Consider the following 19,007-nt stretch of genomic DNA (forward strand, 5'->3'; position numbering starts at 1 on the left):
CGCAGAAAGCCGGTGTGCTTGCAATCTTGCGCCTTGAAAATGCCCGTTGTTCGTGAAACCTAGCGCATCATGCTCGGCGCGCGTCGTCTCTCCCGGTCGATTCTCCTGTCGTTTTCCGCCCTGTGCGTTGCACAGGCCGCGCTGGCGCAATCGCTTGCACCGGAGGGTGCAGGGCTCGGTCTTCCCGTGCCTGGCGGGCAGTTCCAGACGCCACCGCGGTCGCAGCCGCTCGCGCCGGTCAGTCCGGCGGCCCAGACCAAGACGGTCCTGGCGGCGACCGCCTATTTCACCAAGGGGAAAGTGATTCCGAACGGCTTGCTCTGGCGGGTCTTTTCGGACCAGTCGGATGTAAACGGCAACTTTCCTCTGGTCGCGGAATCCAAGGAATCTCAGCCGCTGTTCACCATCGATCCCGGCGGCTATGTGGTGCATGTCACCTACGGCCTCGCCACTGCGACGGAGCATGTCATCCTCGGCTCGGCGGCGGAGAGCGTCGACATCGTGCTGGAAGCGGGGGCCCTGCGTCTCACCGGCATCGTCAACGAAAAAGAGATCGACCAGCGCAATCTGGTGTTCCAGGTCCTGAAGAATGAGGGCGGAGTGGAGCATTCGGTGCTCGATGAGGCCAAGCCGGGCCAGATCATCCGCCTCGGCGCCGGCAGCTACCAAATCGCCTCGACCTACGGCAATGCGAATTCGCGCATATCGGTCGATCTCAATATCGAACCGGGCAAGATCACGGACGCCACCCTGAACCATAAGGCTGCCACCGTGCGGCTGAAGCTTACCAAGGCGGACGAGGATGTCGCGCTCAGCGACACCGACTGGTCCATCCTCACGCCGGGCGGCGACCCCGTCACAAACGCGCAGGGGCCGGCGCCTGAACTCATTCTCGCGGAGGGCGACTATGTCGCCGTCGCGCAGAACGGCGGCAAGAGCGTGCAGAAGGAATTCACGGTACGCACCGGCGAAACCCTGGACATCGCGCTGACCGCGCCGTGACCTGCGGAACGAACAAGGCAGCCAGCGTCCGCGACTGCTCGAGCGGAGAGGAACAGACCGTGCATCCCCTGGTCACGACCGAATGGTTGGCGCAACACCTTGTCGGCTCTGACGTCATCGTATTCGACGCGACGAAATATCTGCCCAATGAGCCGGTGGACGGACGCCAGAAGTTTGCCGAGGCGCATATTCCCGGTGCTCGTTTCTTCGATATCGACGAAGTCGCGGATCCCGATGCCAGCCTGCCTCATATGGTCCCGACACCCGCTCGCTTTGAAAAGTTGATGACGGCGCTCGGCGTGACCAACGATGCGCATGTCGTTTTCTATGACCAGAAGGGGCTTGCCTCCGCGGCGCGGGGATGGTGGCTGATGCGCCTGTTCGGACACGATAAGGCCTCGGTGCTGGACGGCGGCCTGCCCAAATGGATCCGGGAGGGACGCGCACTCGAGCAAGGTCACGTCACCCCGACGGCTTCCCTGGGATATCGGGCCGATTTTCGGGCCGGAATGCTGCGCGGGATCGGTGACATGCTGGACAATGCGACGAGCCAGAAGGAGCTGGTGCTGGATGCGCGACCAGCTGGCCGTTTCACTGGCGAGGTCCCGGAACCGCGCGCCGGAATGCGCGGCGGCCATATTCCTGGCAGCACCAATATCCCGGCCTCAGAGATCCTCAATGCCGATCATACGGTGCGCACGCCCGAGGCATTGCGAGCCCTTTTTTCCGCAGCGGGCGTCGACGGCTCGCGGCCGGTGGTGACCAGTTGCGGCAGCGGCGTCACCGCAGCCATGCTGACACTGGGAATGGTGCTGGCCGGCCTGCCGGAGGGGGCACTCTACGACGGTTCATGGAGCGAATGGGGCAGTCGTCCCGACACCCCCATCGACAAAGGCTGAACGGCGCCAGCGGCCTGGATCTCCAGTAGATGAGATCCAGGCCGCTGCATTATCCGCCATTGATCAGAGGCCGGCCTTGATGTCAGGTGCGACAGCCTCGTCGCGAAGCTGCGCAATGAAATCGTCGAGCTTGAGCGTCATCTGGTCGGTGGAGCCGAGACGGCGGACCGACACGGTGCGCTCCTCGGCCTCCTTCTTGCCGACGACGGCCAGAACCGGGACCTTCGCCAGCGAGTGCTCACGCACCTTATAGGTGATCTTCTCGTTGCGGATATCGGCTTCCACCCGCAGACCCGCCTTGCGCATCTCCGCCGTCACCTCGAAGGCATAATCATCGGCGGCCGAGGTGATGGTCGCTACCATGACCTGGAGCGGCGACAGCCAGAGCGGGAAGTGGCCGGCAAAATGCTCGATCAGGATACCGGTGAAACGCTCCAGCGAGCCGAAGATGGCGCGGTGGATCATCACTGGCGTCTTCCGCTCGCCGTCGGCGCCGATGTAAAAGGCGCCGAAGCGTCCCGGCATGTTGAAATCCACCTGGGTTGTGCCGCACTGCCAGTCGCGGCCGATGGCGTCACGCAGGACATATTCGAACTTCGGTCCGTAGAAGGCGCCCTCGCCCGGATTAATCCCGGTCTTCACCTTGCCGCCCGAGGTTGCCTCCACCTGTTTCAGAACATCGGCCATGGCCGCTTCGGCCTTGTCCCACAGAGCATCGTCGCCCACCCGTTTGTCCGGTCGGGTGGAGAGCTTCACCACCACTTCTTCGAAACCGAAGTCCTTGTAGATCGACAGGATCAGATCGTTGATCTTGAGGCATTCCTCGGTGATCTGATCCTCGGTGCAGAAGATGTGGGCGTCGTCCTGCGTGAACCCGCGCACGCGCATCAGCCCGTGCAGCGCGCCTGACGGCTCATAGCGGTGAACCGAGCCAAATTCGGCGACGCGATAGGGCAGATCGCGATAGGATTTCAGGCCGTGCTTGAAGATCTGCACATGGCCCGGACAGTTCATCGGCTTGATGGCGAAGACGCGCTCGTCCTCCGTCTGCGTCACGAACATGTTCTCGTGGTAGCTCGCCCAATGGCCGGAGGTCTCCCACAGGGCACGGTCGAGGATCTGCGGCGCGTTGACCTCCATATAGCCGGCGGCGTTCTGGCGACGGCGCATGTAGCCGATCAGAGCCTGGAACATGGTCCAGCCCTTGGGATGCCAGAACACGGTGCCGGGCCCCTCCTCCTGAAAATGGAAGAGATCCATCTCGCGGGCGAGCTTGCGGTGGTCGCGCTTTTCCGCTTCCTCGATCTGGTGGAGATAGGCGTCGAGCTCCTCCTGCTTTGCGAAGGCCGTGCCGTAGATGCGCTGCAGCTGGGGCTTGGTCGAATCGCCGCGCCAGTAGGCGCCGGCGACCTTCATCAGCTTGAAGGCGTTGCCGACCTTGCCTGTGGAGGTCATGTGGGGGCCGCGGCAGAGATCGAGCCAGTCGCCCTGCCTGTAGATCTTCAGCGACTGATCCGCCGGGATCCCGTCCACCAGTTCCACCTTGAAGGCCTCGCCGCGCTCCTCGAAGAAGGCGCGCGCCTGATCGCGCGTCCAGACCTCCTTGGTGAAGGGCGCGTCCCGCGCGATGATCTTGCGCATCTGTGCTTCGATGGCGGCAAGATCGTCGGTGGAAAAGGGCTCGGCGCGATAGAAGTCGTAATAGAAACCGTTCTCGATCACCGGGCCGATGGTCACCTGGGTGCCTGGAAACAGGCTTTGCACCGCCTCGGCGAGAACGTGGGCGCAGTCGTGGCGGATCAGTTCCAGCGCGCGTGGGTCATCGCGCGAGAGCAGCTCGATCCTGGCGTCCTCGGTGATACCGTCGGCAAGATCGGTCACCACGCCATCGAGCGCCACGGCGACGGTGCGCTTGGCCAGGGAAGGAGAAATGCTTTTGGCGAGATCATAGCCGGAGATGCCGGCATCGTACTGACGCTGGGCGCCATCGGGGAATGTCAGAGTGATCGTCATAGGTCATCATCCTTAGAGCTCACTCCTGCAAACGAGTGCAGGTAAGCGGTAAGAGGCGGGGTCGTGAGCGGGAGGATCAGGTCAGCCGATCCCTGCGGAATCGCATGTGCCGACCGGTCCAGTGCCCGTAGCGCCACGGCTTATACCAGCGCGCCTTCGCGGGCAATTCTTCGTCGACCGGGTCATAGCCCGCCGGCCCCCAGGGATGGCACCGGCAAAATCGTGCGGTGCTGATCCACAACCCGGGCCAGGCGCCATGGCGGCGAAGCGCTTCATCGGCATAGGCCGAGCAACTCGGCTCATAGCGGCAGTTGGCCCCGAGCATGGGCGAGATCCCGTAACGGTAGATCCAGATCACAGCACGAAGCAAATTGGTCATCTTGAAAGCAGCATCAGTTAACAGAAAAATTCTTGGCAGTGTAGGCTATCCATTTTGTGGTCACTCTTCGCTTTGCCCCTGACAGAATTACAATATTACGATCTAGTTTCATCCAAAACTTATTTCTCTCCCGCAAGTATATTATTGACATTTCCTTAACAACTGGCGAGAGGTGACCGGCTCTCCGGGGCATGGGGAGGGTGTGGGCTGCATCATCCCTTCCCAGTGCAAAGTTGTATCGCGCGTATCGAGCTTTACCCAGCTCACTTCGGGGCCGGATCATATGTTTGCTGTCTTCAGGACCTCCTGTCTTGCCTTTGCTGTGCTGGCTTCGGCCGGCGCCGCGCGGGCTCAGTCCCCCGCCACTGACAATCCGGCGGCGGCAGACTGGAGCCGCGGGCCGGTTCCGCTTTTGCAGACCGAGCGGCAAAAGGAACAGCCGGTCACGCGCCAACAGCCCGCAGCTGGGGACTCTCTTTACCGCCGTCTTGTCGACCAGGCCAATGCCAACACTGTTTCGATCGTCTCAGGCAACCCGAATGGCACCTATCTGTCGATCGCCTATGACATCGCAACCGTTGTCGACGGAGCGGAAGGTCTTCGTGTGCTGCCGATCGTGGGCAAAGGCGCGGCGCAAAACGTGCGCGACGTGATGTTCCTGCGCGGCATCGACCTCGGCATCATGGGCTCCAACACGCTCGCCCACCTCAAGGAAGACAAGCAGATGCCCGATATCGACGGCAAGCTTGTCTATATCATGCGCCTCTTCAATGAGGAGATCCACGTCTATGCAAGGCCGGAGATACGGTCACTGAAGGATCTTGATGGCAAGAAGGTCAACTTCAGCGACGCCGGCAGCGGCACCACGGTGACCGCCCGGCAGATCTTCAACAAGCTCGGCATCAAGACCGAACAGGTCAACATGGGCCAGTTGGACGGCGTCGAAGCAATGCGCCGCAACGAAATCGCGGCAACCATCCTGGAGGCGGGAAAGCCCAGCAACCTCTTCAGGCAACTTGAACCTTCCGATGGCTTCCATTTCGTGCCGATCGAATATGCTCCTGCCCTGCACGAGAATTTTTTCCCGACCGAACTGACGCATGATGATTATCCCGACCTGATCCCTCAGGGGGAAACGGTGGAAACCGTGTCCACCGCAGCCGTGCTGGTGGCTTACAACTGGCCCGCCAATTCGGAGCGCCACCAGCGCCTCACCACGTTCACCAATCAATTGTTCGACCGCTTCGACGAGCTGCGCCAGGCACCGCGCCATCCAAAGTGGAAGGAAGTCAACCTCCTGGCGGAAGTGCCCGGTCTCACGCGTTTCGCAGGCGCCCGGCAATGGCTTGAAACGAATGCGCGCAAGACCGCTGCTGCGGCGTCTCCAATGCCTGCCCCCATGCCCAAGCCCGTAGACGAGATTGAGAAGCTGCGTGCGGAATTCGAGGGCTTCCTGTCATCGGCCCAGAAGGCCAGCACGGACGAGGGGGAACGGCTGAAGCTTTTCCAGGACTTCGTAGAGTGGCGTCGGTCACAGGATGATGGCCGGGGAAGCCAGAATAGGGATTGACGGGATGAGCAAGGACAAGGAGCACCTCCTCGACGATCTGATCGAAGCGCTGGAGGCGATGTCGCAGGACGCACACTCGATGCCTCCGTCCGGGCCTGCCGTACCACCGCTGGCAGATGCGCCGAAACATGTCGCAGCCTCCTCGCCCATGAAAGCGGTGCCCTTTCATCACCTGGGGCCGGACAGTTCCGTTGGCCGGCTTGCAGCCAAGGGCTACCGGCGGATTGCCTCATTATCGGACGTGCGGATGGTCATCAGGATGAGCGCCCTGCTCGTGATCGCCGGCGCTCTGACGCTCTTCTTCATCACCCGGCCCTATACCTCGCGAAGCGCCGACGCGCATATGCCGACGGATCCGTCGAAGCTGATCGCGAAGGCCCATACGGAACTGGAGCGCGTGACCCTGCGTGTAGCCGATGAACCCCGCTGGGCCCGCAAGACGGAACTGCCGCCTGTGGAACCGGTATCGATCGGCATTGAACCGCGACCAGCGGTCACCGCGTTCGACACCCGTCCGGTGCAGACGCAGGTCATTCGACCGGAGCAAAAGGATGCGCCAGAGGCCGGCGCGGCCTCTGCCTTCCTTCCCATACCGCCTGTCGCCGCCGGGGAGCGGAACGCCCCTGAACCGGAAAAGAACGCTGACTCCACTGCCACGCTTCCAACGACCACGCGGGAAGGCACATCCACGCCGGGCACACCCGCTCCGGCCGTCGCTCCGGTCGACCCGGAAACAGCGGCGCGGATGGAAGCGCTCTATCGGCGCGGCCTGGAACTGGAGAAGCTCAACGACATCACGGGCGCGCGCCTTCTCTTCAAGCGCGCCGCCGATCGGGGGCATGCCGAGGCAATGTTTGCGCTCGGCCAGACATATGACGCGGCCATACATCCGCAGGCGCAGGCCCTTGGTGTTGTCATGAACGAGGAGCTGGCGCGCTGGCATTACATTCGCGCCCGCGATCTCGGCTCGAAACGGGCCAAGGATCGCCTGGCCATTCTCTACGGCTTAAAGGGCTGAGACGGGTCGCCTCAGGCCTCCTGGTGAGCCGGTGCCTGCTGCTGACGGGCTTCGATCGTGTCCAAGGCTTCGACGACGGCATCGAAGGTCAGCAGCGTAGAGGCATGCCGTGCCTTGTAATCACGCACCGGCTCCAGCACACGCAGGTCCGCCCACTTTCCCTCCGGGGCCGGTCCGTTCTCCTTCAGCATGCGCTGCATGGTCGCGCGCAGGCCGCGCAACTCGGACGGTGTTGAGCCGACGATGTTGCGCGCCATCACCGAAGACGAGGCCTGCCCAAGAGCACAGGCCTTCACATCATGGGCAAAATCGGAAACCTTGCCGTCATTCATGACGATATCGACGGTAACGGTCGACCCACAGAGCTTGGAATGTGCTTTGGCGCTGGCATCCGGGTTCTGCAGCCGCCCGATGCGAGGTATATCGCCCGCTAGCTCCAGAATCCGGCGGTTGTAAAGATCGTTGAACATGATGATCCGTTATGCTGCATCCATGGGCTGCGATCATATATAGAATGCCTATATAAGGATGCCCCGACGCCAATCACAGATGCTCTGGCGGCGGACCGACGAAAGGCCGTGTTGAAAATCATGGACGCCATTGTAAAGCACCCCGCGACGCTGGTCGCCGGCACTGACATGCCTCAAGCTCCTCGTCCCTCGCGTGACGAAGCGGAGGCCGCCGTGCGCACCCTGCTCGCCTACATGGGGGAGAACCCCTCACGCGAAGGGCTGATCGAAACCCCGAGCCGGGTGGTGAAGGCCTACGATCAGCTGTTCGGCGGCTATGGCAAGGATGGGCGCGACGATCTCGCACGCGTGTTCGAGGAAGTCAGCGGCTACGATGACATCGTGCTGGTGCGGGATATCCCCTTCTTCTCACACTGCGAACATCATATCGTGCCGTTCTACGGAAAGGTCCATGTTGCCTATTATCCCAGCGATGGCGTGGTGGGGCTCTCGAAGATCGCCCGTGTGGTGGATGTTTACGCGCGGCGGCTGCAAACACAGGAAAACCTGACCGCCGAAATAGCCCATGCCATGGACGATTCATTGAAGCCGCGCGGCGTCGCCATCATGATCGAGGCCGAACATATGTGCATGACCATGCGCGGCATCCAAAAGGCAGGCGTCTCCACGGTGACGACGCAGTTCACCGGCGTGTTCCGGGACGATCCTGCCGAACAGGTACGCTTTCTGACGTTGGTGCGTAGCCGTTGAGACCGGGATTTTCATGACAGAGATGTTCGCGCCGCGCGGCAGCCACGACGCCGTCGAAAGCGGCACGCAGTTTTCCCCGAAGTTTGACGCTGATGGCCTTATCGCCTGCATCGCCACCGATGCGGAGACCGGCCAGGTGGTCATGTTCGCGCATATGAACGCTGAAGCGCTGGCCCTGACGATCGAGACCAGTATCGCCCATTACTGGTCCCGGTCCCGCGGAAAGCTCTGGCGCAAGGGCGAGACGAGCGGCCATGAGCAGAAGGTTGCCTCCCTCAGGGTAGATTGCGACCAGGACGCTCTGTGGCTCGTGGTGCGCACCGGCGGCACGGGCGCGAATTGTCATACCGGCCGCAAAGGCTGCTTCTACCGCGAGGTGCCGATCGGGAGGGCTCCCGATCCGGAAATGAAGCTCTCCTTCGTCGATGATGAACTGCTGTTCGACCCATCGCGGGTATATGGAGGCTAGACGCGATATCTGGCCGTCAGGACGTGGTATGGTTTACCTTACTAAGAAGGTGAGCTTTTAAATCTACTCGCGCGCGTTCACCATTCGTGAGGCTCTGTCACGAATGATGGGTCGAGGATCACGGGAGTTGCAGCCATGCTGCACGAGTTGGCGCGTATGGTCGGAGCCACATCCGACGACAAGACCCTGACGGATCCCCCCGTTGGCGAGGATGCAAGCATCGGAAAGCCGAATGTCGGCCTCGCCCTCGGCGGCGGCGCGGCGCGCGGATGGGCGCACATAGGCGTCATCAAAGCTCTCGAAGAGCAAGGGATAGAGCCGCAGATCATCGCCGGAACATCCATAGGCGCGGTGGTAGGCGGCTGCTACGCTGCCGGGAAGCTCCCGGAACTGGAGACCTGGGCGCGCAGCCTGACCAAGCGGCGGGTATTCTCGCTGATGGACCTCAGCCTCGGCGGCGCCGGCATGATCAACGGTGCTCGTCTGCGCCGCCTTCTGGAAAGCGACATCGGTCCGCGCAGCATCGAGGACCTGCCAATCCGCTTTGCGGCAGTGGCGACGGAGCTGCGGACCGGTCACGAGATATGGCTCACCAAAGGACGGCTGGTGCAGGCCATGCGCGCGTCCTATGCTCTGCCCGGCATCTTCGAGCCCGTGCGTGTCGGCGGTCGCTGGCTCATGGACGGCGCCCTGGTCAATCCCGTCCCTGTCTCCACCACACGTGCCATGGGCGCCCGGCTCGTCATCGGTGTCAATCTTCAGTCCGACATCTACGGTCGCGGGGCCATCGTGCCGATGCATGGCACCGATGATGCTGACAATGACGAAGCTATCCGGTTCACCGAAGGCGGACAGAACGGACTGTTCTCGGCTGCGCGCGGCATTTTCAGCAAGCAGGTGGTGAGCGAGGTCACGGGCGGCCCTCCGGGCATCCCGAGCGTGATGATGGAAGCCTTCAACATCGTGCAGGACCGCATCTCCCGCGCCCGCCTTGCCGGCGATCCACCCGACGTGCTGCTCAGCCCCAAACTCCGCGGTATCGGCCTGTTCGAATTCCACCGCGCCGCGGAAACCATCGACCTCGGATACGAGATCGTGCAAAAGAACCTCGACAGCATCAAGGAAGCAGCACTGGCTCTGGTGTGAGATGGCCGGTATCAGGCGCTGGCGATGTAGTCCCGCATGGCGCTGGCCTCGCTCTCGATCTCGGCGAGCCGATGCTTCACCACGTCTCCGATAGAGACAATACCATCGAGCCTGCCGTTCTTGAGCACCGGCAGATGGCGAAATCTTCCCTCCGTCATCCGCTCCATGAGCGCGGGTATGGTTTCCTCTCCGGTGGTCGTGACAACCTTGCGCGTCATATGAGCGGCAACGCTTGCCGCCAAGGCATCGGCGCCGCCCTCAGCGACCGCGCGAACAATATCCCGTTCAGAGAGGATGCCGAGGACGGTGCCCTCCCCGCCGGTCACCACCACCGCGCCGATGCGCCGCTCGGCCATCACGGATGCGACCTTCGTCAAGGTGTCGCCCTGTTCCGCGGTCACGACATCATGTCCCTTGGTCGCCAGAATATGTGCCACCGTCATCAGAAGCTCCTCCTCACGCGGTCATGACAAAGCCATAAGCGCCATGATTGCGTGGAAGACCTCCTGCAATCAAGCGGCGCGCAGATAACCTCCGCGTCCAGGAGGATCAAACAGCGGGAAAAGCAGCAGACCAGCCAGGAAGCCGCCGACATGGGCCTCCCATGCGATGTCACCCGCCGTCAGCCCGAATGCAAGGTTGAGCACGAACCAGACCACGATGAAGCCGAGCACAGTGGGATTGCGCAAGGCCACAAGCAGTGGCTCGGCCGGCAGGTGACCGGCTGCCCTGTTGCCGCCGATCATGGAAAGGCCGCCGCGCGAGAAGACAAAGCGCATGGCCGCGGCCGTGGCTCCGCTGACCACCGACGACGCGCCGATCACCGGAGTTGTATCTCCCCAGTGGCTCAGAAGGTGGGCCAGCGCACCGGCCGCGGCCGTGACGGCACAGAAGATGAGAAAGCGGCGGGTGCCGAAGCGCCATGCCACGGGACTGCCGAACACGAGCAGCCAGACGCAGTTCAGCACGAGATGGGCCATGCCGCCGTGCAGGAAGGTATAGGTCACGAAGGTCCACAGATCAGCGGCCACGCCCCCGGGAAAGCCGATCATCTCGCCGCCATAGCGGACCGGAAAGAAGGCGAACAACACGATCGTCTCAAAATAGGTCCGCTCCGGCAGAAAGGCCATGACCGCATAGATGACAGTGAAGGCAGCGATGAGACCCAGCACCGACGCCGGGGCATTGAAGGCACGCTCGCGGCGCGGAACATGATGGGGCGAATGAAAATTCATTTTATAGCTGCCTCCTGCGCCTGAGAAATGGCCATGCGCACGCGGAGCCGCAAGCCTGTGAACGCTCGTCTTTTCGCGACTGCATCAACCCTTCGCAACGGATGACGCGGAACAGTCCCCTGCTCGTCCCCAGGCTCCCGCGCCCCCATTCTGGCGGGAGTCCGTAGGGCGAAGCCTGATGCCGGCGACGGAAATCCACAACCTTATGAGAATATTAACCTTAATAAAGAGTTGCAGGCGACGAGAGCGCCGGCATCGCCTTAAGTGCATAGCGGTCCGGCACGGGACCTGCAGCGCTTACTTTGATGGACTTCAAGACCTTCCGGCATGGCCCGGAATGGAACAGGACCGGTGCATGAAACTGCATGCCACACAAGATCTGTATCGTATTTGGACGGCTCTGCGCGGTGCCCGCCCCGCCCCTGACCGTGCCGAAATCGATCCGGCTCAGCTTGTGTCCGTCCTGCCTTATGTCTTCCTGCTTGAAACGCTCAACGACAGCCGCAGCCAGATAAGGCTGGCCGGGACCCATGTTTGCGCCGCCTTTGACGCCGAACTGCGGGGCCGCCCTTTTCAGACGCTTTGGCGACCCGAGGACCATGGATTGGTCGGCGACTTGATCGAGACCATCAGTACCGAAGCTGCCGCCGTTGTGATCGGCGCCAGCGAGGAGACCGCCGAGAGCACCGACTTCAATGCCGAACTGCTCCTGCTGCCGCTCCGGACACTTCGCCCTGGCGTCAACGGCGTTCTTGGCTCCTGTGTTGTCAGGACGACCAAAGGCTTGCCCTCCCGCCATATCCGGCGTCTCGCAATCGATACGCAGCGGGTCAGTTGGCCAAGCGGCCGTCGCACCGTATGGCAAAATCCGCCAGTACAGACGCCGCTCGTGCACGTTGGGGCCCGGCGCGAAGGCCGCTTCTTCGTTTACGACGGCGGGCGGAACTGAGCGCCTTTAACCCGCGCTTCGCCTCTAGTTACACTTCATAAACCATGCGGGAGGTATCTTTTCTCATCCTCATGCATCACTGCTGTGCAGTGATCAACCGGCTGAACGTGAATGCTACCCAGTTCTGTGCTGTCAGCGAAACCGATGGAGAAGCGCCGGCATCAGCGCGTCAACGTTTCGCTTCTTGGCCGGTATATGTTGTCCGACAGACACGAGTATCCGTGCCAGACGGTCAATATCTCACCGGGCGGGCTGGCGATGATCGCACCTGTCATGGGCGAGTTGGGTGAGCGCGTCATCGTCTACCTCGACCATCTCGGCAGGATTGAGGGGGCTATCGTCCGCCCCTTCCCCAACGGTTTTGCGATGACGATCACGGCCACGGCACGCAAACGGGACAAGCTCGCGACGCAATTGATCTGGCTCGCCAACCGGCACGAGCTCAATCTGCCGGAAGATCGTCGGCATGAGCGCGTCGCTCCGCGCAACAACCGGTCCATCCTGACCTTGCCCGATGGCAGCGACCATCCCTGTATCGTCATCGACATCTCGCTGTCGGGCGCAGCGATCCAAACCTCGCTGAAGCTGCCCTTGGGCACGGCCGTCGTTCTCGGCAAAACCCAGGCCCGCGTCGTGCGTCATATTGAGAACGGTCTTGCCGTCGAGTTCGTGCGGCCGCAGACCATCGAGAGCCTTCAGGAACAATTCACCTAGGCTTTTCCCAGGAATGGAAGTTAAAGCCCCTGGGTCCCGCCCGGGGGCTTTTTTGTTTCTGGGCATTGTCGGAAGGCAGCGCACCCCGAGAACTCCGGCGTGTTCGGGCAGCCCGTTAATTGCTCAGAAATATATTTACAGCCGGAAACCGATCCTAACCATCATGATTAAGCAAATCCTGATGGTAAATTTTCTTCGCAACGCCTATCGTAAATGATCCATTGCACTTTTCTTACCAAATATCGTTTTAAGTCGAGTTTGATTTTCCGTGATCACTTAGATCAACCTCAAATCATTTGTGAGACTATTCTTTCCGGGATGACTGGAGGGAATAATGTATAGGAAATCACTTGTTTACTTTACTCGCTTGTGCGCGGTTGCAGCCTTCTCTGCGGTAGGCTGCTCTGCTCTTCAGGCGAAGGATCTGCCTGTCTATGCACCACTGGTCGTCACGGGCGCTGCGGAAGCTCCGATCGGCTATGTGCAGTTCTGCTCCGACCTGCCAGAGGAATGCCGCGACGTTCAGGGTCGCGGCCGGCGTGTGGTGCTCAACCAGAAGACCTGGGCCGACCTGGAGCGGATCAATCTGGAGGTCAATGCCGAGATCAGCCCAGCGACGGATCTCGATCTTTTTGGCGTCCTTGAATATTGGACGCTGCCGGACATTGCGGGCGACTGCGAAGACTACGTGCTCTTGAAGCGCAAGCGGCTTATCGCTGCGGGCTGGCCGGCCGAGGCACTGCTCGTCACGGTGGTTCGGGACGACAAGGGCGAAGGACATGCCGTTCTGACCGTCGTGACCGACAAGGGCGACTACGCGCTCGACAACCAGCGCGACGACATCCGCCCCTGGCAGACCACGCAGTACAGCTTCGTCAAGCGCCAGAGCCAGTATGACGTCAACCGCTGGGTCTACGTGGGCGCGCCCGACACTGTGGTGGGCGTCGCCAGTACACGCTGAGGCATAGGAACAGCGAATCCGATTCCGTCACACCCCTCCCGTCCCCAGGATCGGATTTGCCGGGGCTGGCCTTCCGCAGAGGCCAGCCCCAACTTTTTCAATCGATGCGCTTCAGACTTGTCGCAAAGCGTGCGCCTTTGGCGACGTAGGAGTCCGATGACCTCTTCAGCCGGGTGACGATATCGGGATCAAACGTGCGAACGACCTTCGCCGGCACGCCGACGATCAGCGAGAAATCGGGAAACTGCTTGTTCTCAGGCACCAGCGCGTTGGCGCCCACGATGCAGCCTCTGCCGATCCTCGCGCCGTTGAGAATGGTCGCTCCCATGCCGACAAGGCTTCCATCCTCGATGACGCAACCATGCAGGATTGCGTTGTGGCCAATGGTGCAGCCTGCACCCACCGTGCAGGGGAAGCCCAGATCGGTATGGATCGTCACACCCTCCTGGATGTTGCTGCGGTCACCGATCACGATGGGTTCGTTGTCGCCGCGCAACACGGCATTGAACCAGACGGTCACATCCTCGCCGAGCTCAACCTTGCCGATGACGGCCGCATTGTCGGCGATCCAGCCGCTGCCCGATTCCGGCCGCTTCGGCCGTGCGCCCTCGAATTCATAGACTGCCATTGAGCCCTCCCGGTTCAGGGGCGGCGGGCCAGGAAGGCCAGCACACCTTCGCGAAACACCTTGTCTCCCACGGCGCGGTTGTGGTCGCGGCCGGGTATATCCAGCACCTCAGCACCGGAAATGGCATCCGCCAACGGCTGCGCGGGACCAGACACAACGTCTTCGGTGCCAACGGCGACCAGCGTCGGCGCCTTGATCGTGGCGAGCCGTTCCGGCTCCAGCGGCGTGCGCGGCGCACGGATGCAAGCAGCAAGCGCCGCCCGATCGCCACCGGTGGCGTCGGCAAACCGGCGGAAGACGCGCGCGTAATCATCGGTCACATCGGCGAGACTTGGCGCTTCAAGTGCCGCGGCGATTTCATCGCTTTTCGGAGCACCTGTAAAAAGGCGCGTCCCCATGCCGCCAAGAATGAGGCTGCGCACCCGATCAGGATGCTCGATCCCCATGAGAGCGGAGACGCGCGCTCCCATGGAATAGCCCATGATATCCGCGCGATCTATGCCGAGGTGGTCGAGCAGGGCCAAGGCGTCTGAGGCCAGGGTTTCGATGGTGTAGAGAGCGGAATCATAGACTTTCTCGCTCGCACCGTGCCCGCGATGATCGAAGGCGACCACCTGGAAGCCCGCCTGCGCCAATGCGGAGATCCAGCCCGGACCCCGCCAGTTGGTGTCGATGTTGGAGGCAAAGCCATGGATGAGCAGAATGGGATCGCCTTGGCCTTCCGTGACGTAGGAAAGACGGTGCCCATGTGACAGGAAATCTGGCATGTGTGTCTTCAGGTTAAGCGGTTGCCGCCGTTATAGCGGCCGGCCTTCCGAAGGGGAACTTCTTTCGCGCTCGCGCCGAAAGCGACGCAAGTGAGCCGGCTTAGCCCTGACCGGTTCATTGAACTACAATAATAGATAAGTTATAATGATCACTAGTTTCAACGAGAGCTATTTCTAAATAGAAATGAGGCCCGCCGATGGCTGTTCAGGCGTTACTCTTGGCGTTTCCTTCGCTCCTCCTCCCGATGATCCTGATCAAACCATCTTCGATACAGCTTTGGCAGCGGCCAAAAGCGGGAGCGTAGAGGTCATTGATCTCTATGGCGGAGGCCCCAACAGCGTCTATCTCACCAATTCGACCGATGCACCCATGACGCTCGAGTTCCGCCGCAACGATGATCCCAATCCCGTTACGGAGGTCATCCAACCCGGCGAGACGGTCATCGTGAATCTGCCCGCGGAATGGGCCGGTAATGTCCGGAAGCTGGTGCCGGGCGAGAACCACGATGCGGCCAACCTGGCCGAATTCACGTTCTCGGGCGGCAGGGTCCACTTCGATGAAAGCGAGGAGACCGGCCGCAATGCCTCGATCCTGATGCAGACACCGGACGGAACCTCCGCGGGCAGCGCAGCCAGCATTCTGGCCAACGCGCCGGAAGGTTCCTACGTCTACAACGCTTGGGGCGAGCGGGTTCTCCTGCCGTCGAAACAGCCCCTCTCGTCTTGCAATGGCTCACTGAACAATTGGGTCCGGGGCTCATCTACATCGATTCAGAAGATCACACCGCGCTCCGGGACTCCTTCACCAACAAGCTGTCCATCACCTTCGGCGAAGCGTGAGCCATGGAGCCTAAAGCGGCTCAGCCTCGCGTTTTGCCCAGACCTCCCGAAACGCCGGGCGCTCGTGGCAGGCGGACAGCCAGGCCTTTACATGAGGTGCGCCGTCAAAGAGCGCGGTCGCGGAACTGGCATAGCGGACGACTTCAGCCAGATTGATATCGGCCACGGTGAAACGTCCACCCACGGCGTAGCCATCTTTCGCCAGGGCATCGTTCAAGACAGAGAAGGGACGCCGCAGCGCCTCGACCGCCGCCTGCACTTTCTCGGGGTTCTTGCCGGCGTTGTTCTGGACCACCAGCGCCTGTCCCTCGACCTCCGTCAACGCCCAGAACGACCACATGGTCATCAACGCCTCCTCCTCAAGTCCCGCCGGGGCGAGAGGGCCGCCATGCTTGCGCGCGAGGTGAAGGTTGATGGCCATGGATTCGTGCAGGATCATCCCGTCGTCATCGATGGAGGGAACGTGCCCGTTTGGATTGATGGACAGGAACTCCGGCGTGCGGGTGTTCAGAGGCGCGTCCGGAGCATGAGGGTTATCCAGCTTATAGGCCTGGATGACCGGCACATGCCGGAACTGGAGGTTCAACTCCCGCGCCAGCCAAAATGCACGCGAGGCGCGCGAACGATAGACCCCGTAGATGGTCAGCACGGCTTCCCTCCTGTTTAAAGTGATTTGCAGACAAGCTTGCTTGGCTAAGCCCGCAAGGCAAGGACAAAAGCTTCAGGCTTTCCTCTTGGCCTTCAGGTTGGGCAGGAACACCGTCGCCAGGCCGAGCAGAGGCATGAAGGAGGTCAGGCTGTAGACGTAGTCGATGCCCTTGCTGTCGGCCAGAACGCCGAGGACCGCCGCCCCTATTCCGCCCATGCCGAAGGCAAAGCCGAAGAAGAGACCGGCGACAAGCCCGACCCGTCCGGGGAGCAGGTCCTGGGCGAAGACGACAATGGCCGGGAAGGCGGAGGCCATGATGAAGCCGATCACCGCCGTCAGCACGCCCGTCCAGAACAGGTCGACATAGGGCAGAGCCAGCGTGAAGGGCAGCGCCCCGAGGATTGAGAACCAGATCACGGTCTTCGATCCAAACCGGTCACCCAGCGGGCCGCCCATAAGGGTCCCGAACGCCGTGGCGCCGAGGAAAACGAACAGCAGGATCTGAGAGGTCTGAAGCGAGACCTCGAACTTGTGGATCAGGAAAAAGGTGTAATAGCTCGTCAGGCTCGTCGAATAGACGTGCTTGGTAAAGACCAGCATCGCGAGCAGACCAATGGCCATCAGCACCTTGTGCCTGGGCAGGGGCAGTTCCCGGCTGGGCTTCGGCTTGCCGGCATTGGCGCGGTTGGTCCGGACATACCAGCCGCTGATGTTCCACAACAGCACCATGCCAACCAGCGCCACGACGGAGAACCAGCCGATGCTGCCCTGCCCTCGCGGCACGACGATGAAGGCGGCCAGCAGCGGGCCGCTTGCGGTCCCCAGGTTGCCGCCGACCTGAAACAACGATTGCGCCAGGCCGTGGCGCCCGCCGGACGCCATCCGCGCAACGCGGGAGGCCTCCGGATGGAAGATCGCAGAGCCAAAACCGACAAAGCAGGAGCCGACCAGGAGCGCCGCATAGCTCTCGGCCCAGCCGAGAAGAACGAGGCCCACCAGCGAGCAGGCCATGCCTGCTGGCAGTGAATAGGGCAAAGACCGCTTGTCGGTGTAAAGCCCGATCAGAGGCTGCAGCAGCGAAGCCGTCACTTGGAACGCCATGGTCAACAGGCCGATCTGCCAGAAGCTCAGGGAATAAGTCGCCTTCAGCATCGGATAGATCGCCAGCAGCACCGACTGCATCACATCGTTGAGCAAATGGCAGATGCTGATCCCCATCAACACCGCATAGGTTACGGTCTCTTTGGCAGTGCGTTGCGAGGGTGCAATGATATCGGCCACTTGAAGCTCCGGATGGCAGCATGCTGAAGGCGCCTTCATAGTCCGGTTGCGAAACGACCGCTTTCGTGGTCAGGTCCATAACCTTCGCGACTGGGCCACCGATGGCAGACAAAGCGCTTTACAGACTGACGCATGGCGATGTGGCTGCTCACCGGCAGCGGGTGGCCTGGCTCGAGACGGTCAGGGACCGGGTGGTAGCGATTGCGGCTCACTATCCGCCGGAGCATCACGTTCCGCCGCACCATCACAGCCGGGCGCAACTGCTCCACATCGCAAATGGCGTGATCATGGTGCAGACCGCAAGCGGCCGCTGGATGGTGCCACCCGGGCACGCCGTCTGGATTCCGGCCGGTGTCGAACATTGGCTCGACATGCTCGGTGCCGTTTCGATGCAGTCGGTCTATGTCACGCAAGGTGCTGGCGCGCCATTGTCCTCCGGACTCGTCGTTGTCGGCCTGACGCCGCTGATGGAGGCGCTGCTGCCGGAAGCGGTGGCCGCCGACGTATCGCCTGCCGAGGATAGCCGCGACGCCCATGTCCTCGCCCTCCTGCTCGACGAGATATCCCGTCTGCCAAGCCGCTCGCTCGGCCTCCCCTTTCCCTCCGATCCTCGGCTGTCCAGGCTCTGCCACGCCTTTGTCCGCCATCCGTCGCCGCGGACGAATATCGACGATTGGGCGGACCGGCTCGGAATGAGCCGCCGAAGCTTCACCCGCGCCTTTCACCGTCAAACAGGCATGAGCCTGGCCCTCTGGCGCCAGCAGGCCTGCCTGCTGGCTGCCCTTCCGCGCCTCACCGACGGAGAATCCATCACCAATGTTGCCGTTGATCTCGGCTATGAAAGCGTCCCGGCCTTTACCACCATGTTCAAGCGGATGCTTGGCGCGCCACCCAGCCTTTACATGCGGCGGCAGTAGGCAGGACCCGCGACTCAAAGCCTCGCGATCGCCTCTGGCGAAGATCGCGCCGTGCCGTTAGTGTGAGGCCACTCAAGGCATCAGGAACTACACCATGGCTCATCACGGCACGCCCCATTTTCACAACGACCTCGGCGTCTCGGTGATCCATGTCGGCGCGCGCGAGTTCATGTGCATCGGCGCCCGGCCGCCCTTTGATCACCCGCATATCTTTATCGACATGGGCGACGACGACGAGGTGGTCTGCTCCTACTGCTCGACGCTCTATCGCTACAAGCCCGAGCTCGCCGTCGACGCCTCCGAGCCTGCGGAAGCCCGTTGGACGCCGTCCGAAGCGGGAATTCTCTGAC

General features: G+C 61.8%; 21 protein-coding genes. 12 read left to right on the top strand and 9 right to left on the bottom strand.

Going from position 1 to position 19,007, the window contains the following annotated elements:
* Nucleotides 1-69: 69 nt before the first annotated feature.
* Both IEV58_RS13175 and sseA read left to right on the top strand, forming a co-directional pair.
* Nucleotides 70-1,002 carry an RgsD C-terminal domain-containing protein gene (locus tag IEV58_RS13175; protein ID WP_188410168.1) on the top strand — a complete coding sequence of 311 codons (933 nt, stop codon included), beginning with the start codon at nt 70-72 and terminating at the stop codon, nt 1,000-1,002.
* A 59-nt stretch (nt 1,003-1,061) separates the two neighbouring features.
* Nucleotides 1,062-1,901 carry a 3-mercaptopyruvate sulfurtransferase gene (gene sseA, locus IEV58_RS13180; protein ID WP_188410169.1) on the top strand — a complete coding sequence of 280 codons (840 nt, stop codon included), beginning with the start codon at nt 1,062-1,064 and terminating at the stop codon, nt 1,899-1,901.
* Between the two features lie 63 nt (nt 1,902-1,964).
* On the opposite strand, the gene thrS is transcribed toward sseA, so the two are convergent.
* Both thrS and yidD read right to left on the bottom strand, forming a co-directional pair.
* Complete coding sequence (gene thrS, locus IEV58_RS13185; RefSeq protein ID WP_188410170.1) at nt 1,965-3,914, bottom strand: threonine--tRNA ligase; 1,950 nt, start codon at nt 3,912-3,914, stop codon at nt 1,965-1,967.
* Between the two features lie 76 nt (nt 3,915-3,990).
* Nucleotides 3,991-4,293, bottom strand: coding sequence for a membrane protein insertion efficiency factor YidD (gene yidD, locus IEV58_RS13190; protein WP_188410171.1), 303 nt, complete (start codon nt 4,291-4,293; stop codon nt 3,991-3,993).
* Between the two features lie 283 nt (nt 4,294-4,576).
* Between yidD and IEV58_RS13195 the strand changes: the two genes are divergently transcribed.
* Entirely contained in the window at nt 4,577-5,863 is a 1,287-nt protein-coding gene (locus IEV58_RS13195) for a TAXI family TRAP transporter solute-binding subunit (RefSeq protein WP_188410172.1), read from the top strand.
* Nucleotides 5,864-5,867: 4 nt separating this feature from the next.
* Nucleotides 5,868-6,881: a tetratricopeptide repeat protein gene (locus IEV58_RS13200; RefSeq protein WP_188410173.1), complete on the top strand. Its 1,014-nt coding sequence runs from the start codon at nt 5,868-5,870 to the stop codon at nt 6,879-6,881.
* Between the two features lie 11 nt (nt 6,882-6,892).
* Here the strand turns inward: IEV58_RS13200 and IEV58_RS13205 are convergent, their stop codons facing one another.
* Nucleotides 6,893-7,351, bottom strand: a complete 459-nt coding sequence (locus tag IEV58_RS13205) for an iron-sulfur cluster assembly scaffold protein (protein WP_188410174.1) — start codon at nt 7,349-7,351, stop codon at nt 6,893-6,895.
* A gap of 120 nt (nt 7,352-7,471) precedes the next feature.
* On the opposite strand from IEV58_RS13205, the gene folE reads away from it, so the two are divergent.
* The 3 genes from folE (at nt 7,472) to IEV58_RS13220 (ending at nt 9,716) form a co-directional block, all read left to right on the top strand.
* A complete protein-coding gene (gene folE, locus IEV58_RS13210; RefSeq protein WP_188410175.1) occupies nt 7,472-8,101 on the top strand; it encodes a GTP cyclohydrolase I FolE in 630 nt (209 codons plus the stop codon).
* 13 nt (nt 8,102-8,114) lie between these two features.
* Nucleotides 8,115-8,570, top strand: a complete 456-nt coding sequence (hisI, locus tag IEV58_RS13215) for a phosphoribosyl-AMP cyclohydrolase (RefSeq protein ID WP_188410176.1) — start codon at nt 8,115-8,117, stop codon at nt 8,568-8,570.
* Nucleotides 8,571-8,705: 135 nt separating this feature from the next.
* Nucleotides 8,706-9,716 (top strand): patatin-like phospholipase family protein, encoded by a 1,011-nt coding sequence (locus IEV58_RS13220; protein ID WP_188410177.1) that lies wholly within the window; start codon nt 8,706-8,708, stop codon nt 9,714-9,716.
* 11 nt (nt 9,717-9,727) lie between these two features.
* Here IEV58_RS13220 and IEV58_RS13225 read toward each other — a convergent pair whose 3' ends face one another.
* Together IEV58_RS13225 and IEV58_RS13230 are read right to left on the bottom strand one after the other, a co-directional pair.
* The gene (locus IEV58_RS13225) at nt 9,728-10,159 is read right to left on the bottom strand and encodes a CBS domain-containing protein (protein ID WP_188410178.1); all 432 of its coding nucleotides are present in this window, start codon (nt 10,157-10,159) and stop codon (nt 9,728-9,730) included.
* Between the two features lie 69 nt (nt 10,160-10,228).
* The gene (locus IEV58_RS13230; protein WP_188410179.1) at nt 10,229-10,951 is read right to left on the bottom strand and encodes a rhomboid family intramembrane serine protease; all 723 of its coding nucleotides are present in this window, start codon (nt 10,949-10,951) and stop codon (nt 10,229-10,231) included.
* 355 nt (nt 10,952-11,306) lie between these two features.
* Between IEV58_RS13230 and IEV58_RS13235 the strand changes: the two genes are divergently transcribed.
* The 3 genes from IEV58_RS13235 (at nt 11,307) to IEV58_RS13245 (ending at nt 13,575) form a co-directional block, all read left to right on the top strand.
* A complete protein-coding gene (locus IEV58_RS13235; protein ID WP_188410180.1) occupies nt 11,307-11,900 on the top strand; it encodes a PAS domain-containing protein in 594 nt (197 codons plus the stop codon).
* Nucleotides 11,901-12,011: 111 nt separating this feature from the next.
* Nucleotides 12,012-12,614, top strand: coding sequence for a PilZ domain-containing protein (locus IEV58_RS13240; protein ID WP_188410181.1), 603 nt, complete (start codon nt 12,012-12,014; stop codon nt 12,612-12,614).
* A 334-nt stretch (nt 12,615-12,948) separates the two neighbouring features.
* A complete protein-coding gene (locus IEV58_RS13245) occupies nt 12,949-13,575 on the top strand; it encodes a transglutaminase-like cysteine peptidase (RefSeq protein WP_188410182.1) in 627 nt (208 codons plus the stop codon).
* A gap of 97 nt (nt 13,576-13,672) precedes the next feature.
* Here the strand turns inward: IEV58_RS13245 and IEV58_RS13250 are convergent, their stop codons facing one another.
* The 4 genes from IEV58_RS13250 to IEV58_RS13270 all read right to left on the bottom strand — a co-directional run bounded on the left by IEV58_RS13250 (nt 13,673) and on the right by IEV58_RS13270 (nt 17,740).
* Entirely contained in the window at nt 13,673-14,203 is a 531-nt protein-coding gene (locus tag IEV58_RS13250; protein ID WP_188410183.1) for a gamma carbonic anhydrase family protein, read from the bottom strand.
* Nucleotides 14,204-14,217: 14 nt separating this feature from the next.
* Nucleotides 14,218-14,970, bottom strand: coding sequence for an alpha/beta fold hydrolase (locus IEV58_RS13255; RefSeq protein ID WP_188410184.1), 753 nt, complete (start codon nt 14,968-14,970; stop codon nt 14,218-14,220).
* 850 nt (nt 14,971-15,820) lie between these two features.
* Nucleotides 15,821-16,459 (bottom strand): glutathione S-transferase family protein, encoded by a 639-nt coding sequence (locus IEV58_RS13265; protein ID WP_188410186.1) that lies wholly within the window; start codon nt 16,457-16,459, stop codon nt 15,821-15,823.
* A 72-nt stretch (nt 16,460-16,531) separates the two neighbouring features.
* The gene (locus tag IEV58_RS13270; protein ID WP_308791255.1) at nt 16,532-17,740 is read right to left on the bottom strand and encodes an MFS transporter; all 1,209 of its coding nucleotides are present in this window, start codon (nt 17,738-17,740) and stop codon (nt 16,532-16,534) included.
* 101 nt (nt 17,741-17,841) lie between these two features.
* On the opposite strand from IEV58_RS13270, the gene IEV58_RS13275 reads away from it, so the two are divergent.
* Together IEV58_RS13275 and IEV58_RS13280 are read left to right on the top strand one after the other, a co-directional pair.
* A complete protein-coding gene (locus IEV58_RS13275) occupies nt 17,842-18,657 on the top strand; it encodes an AraC family transcriptional regulator (RefSeq protein WP_188410188.1) in 816 nt (271 codons plus the stop codon).
* Nucleotides 18,658-18,751: 94 nt separating this feature from the next.
* Nucleotides 18,752-19,006 (top strand): zinc-finger domain-containing protein, encoded by a 255-nt coding sequence (locus tag IEV58_RS13280; protein ID WP_188410189.1) that lies wholly within the window; start codon nt 18,752-18,754, stop codon nt 19,004-19,006.
* Nucleotide 19,007 lies beyond the last annotated feature (1 nt).

The sequence above is a fragment of the Agaricicola taiwanensis genome, from assembly GCF_014635245.1.
In the GTDB taxonomy this organism is placed as follows: domain Bacteria; phylum Pseudomonadota; class Alphaproteobacteria; order Rhizobiales; family Methylopilaceae; genus Agaricicola; species Agaricicola taiwanensis.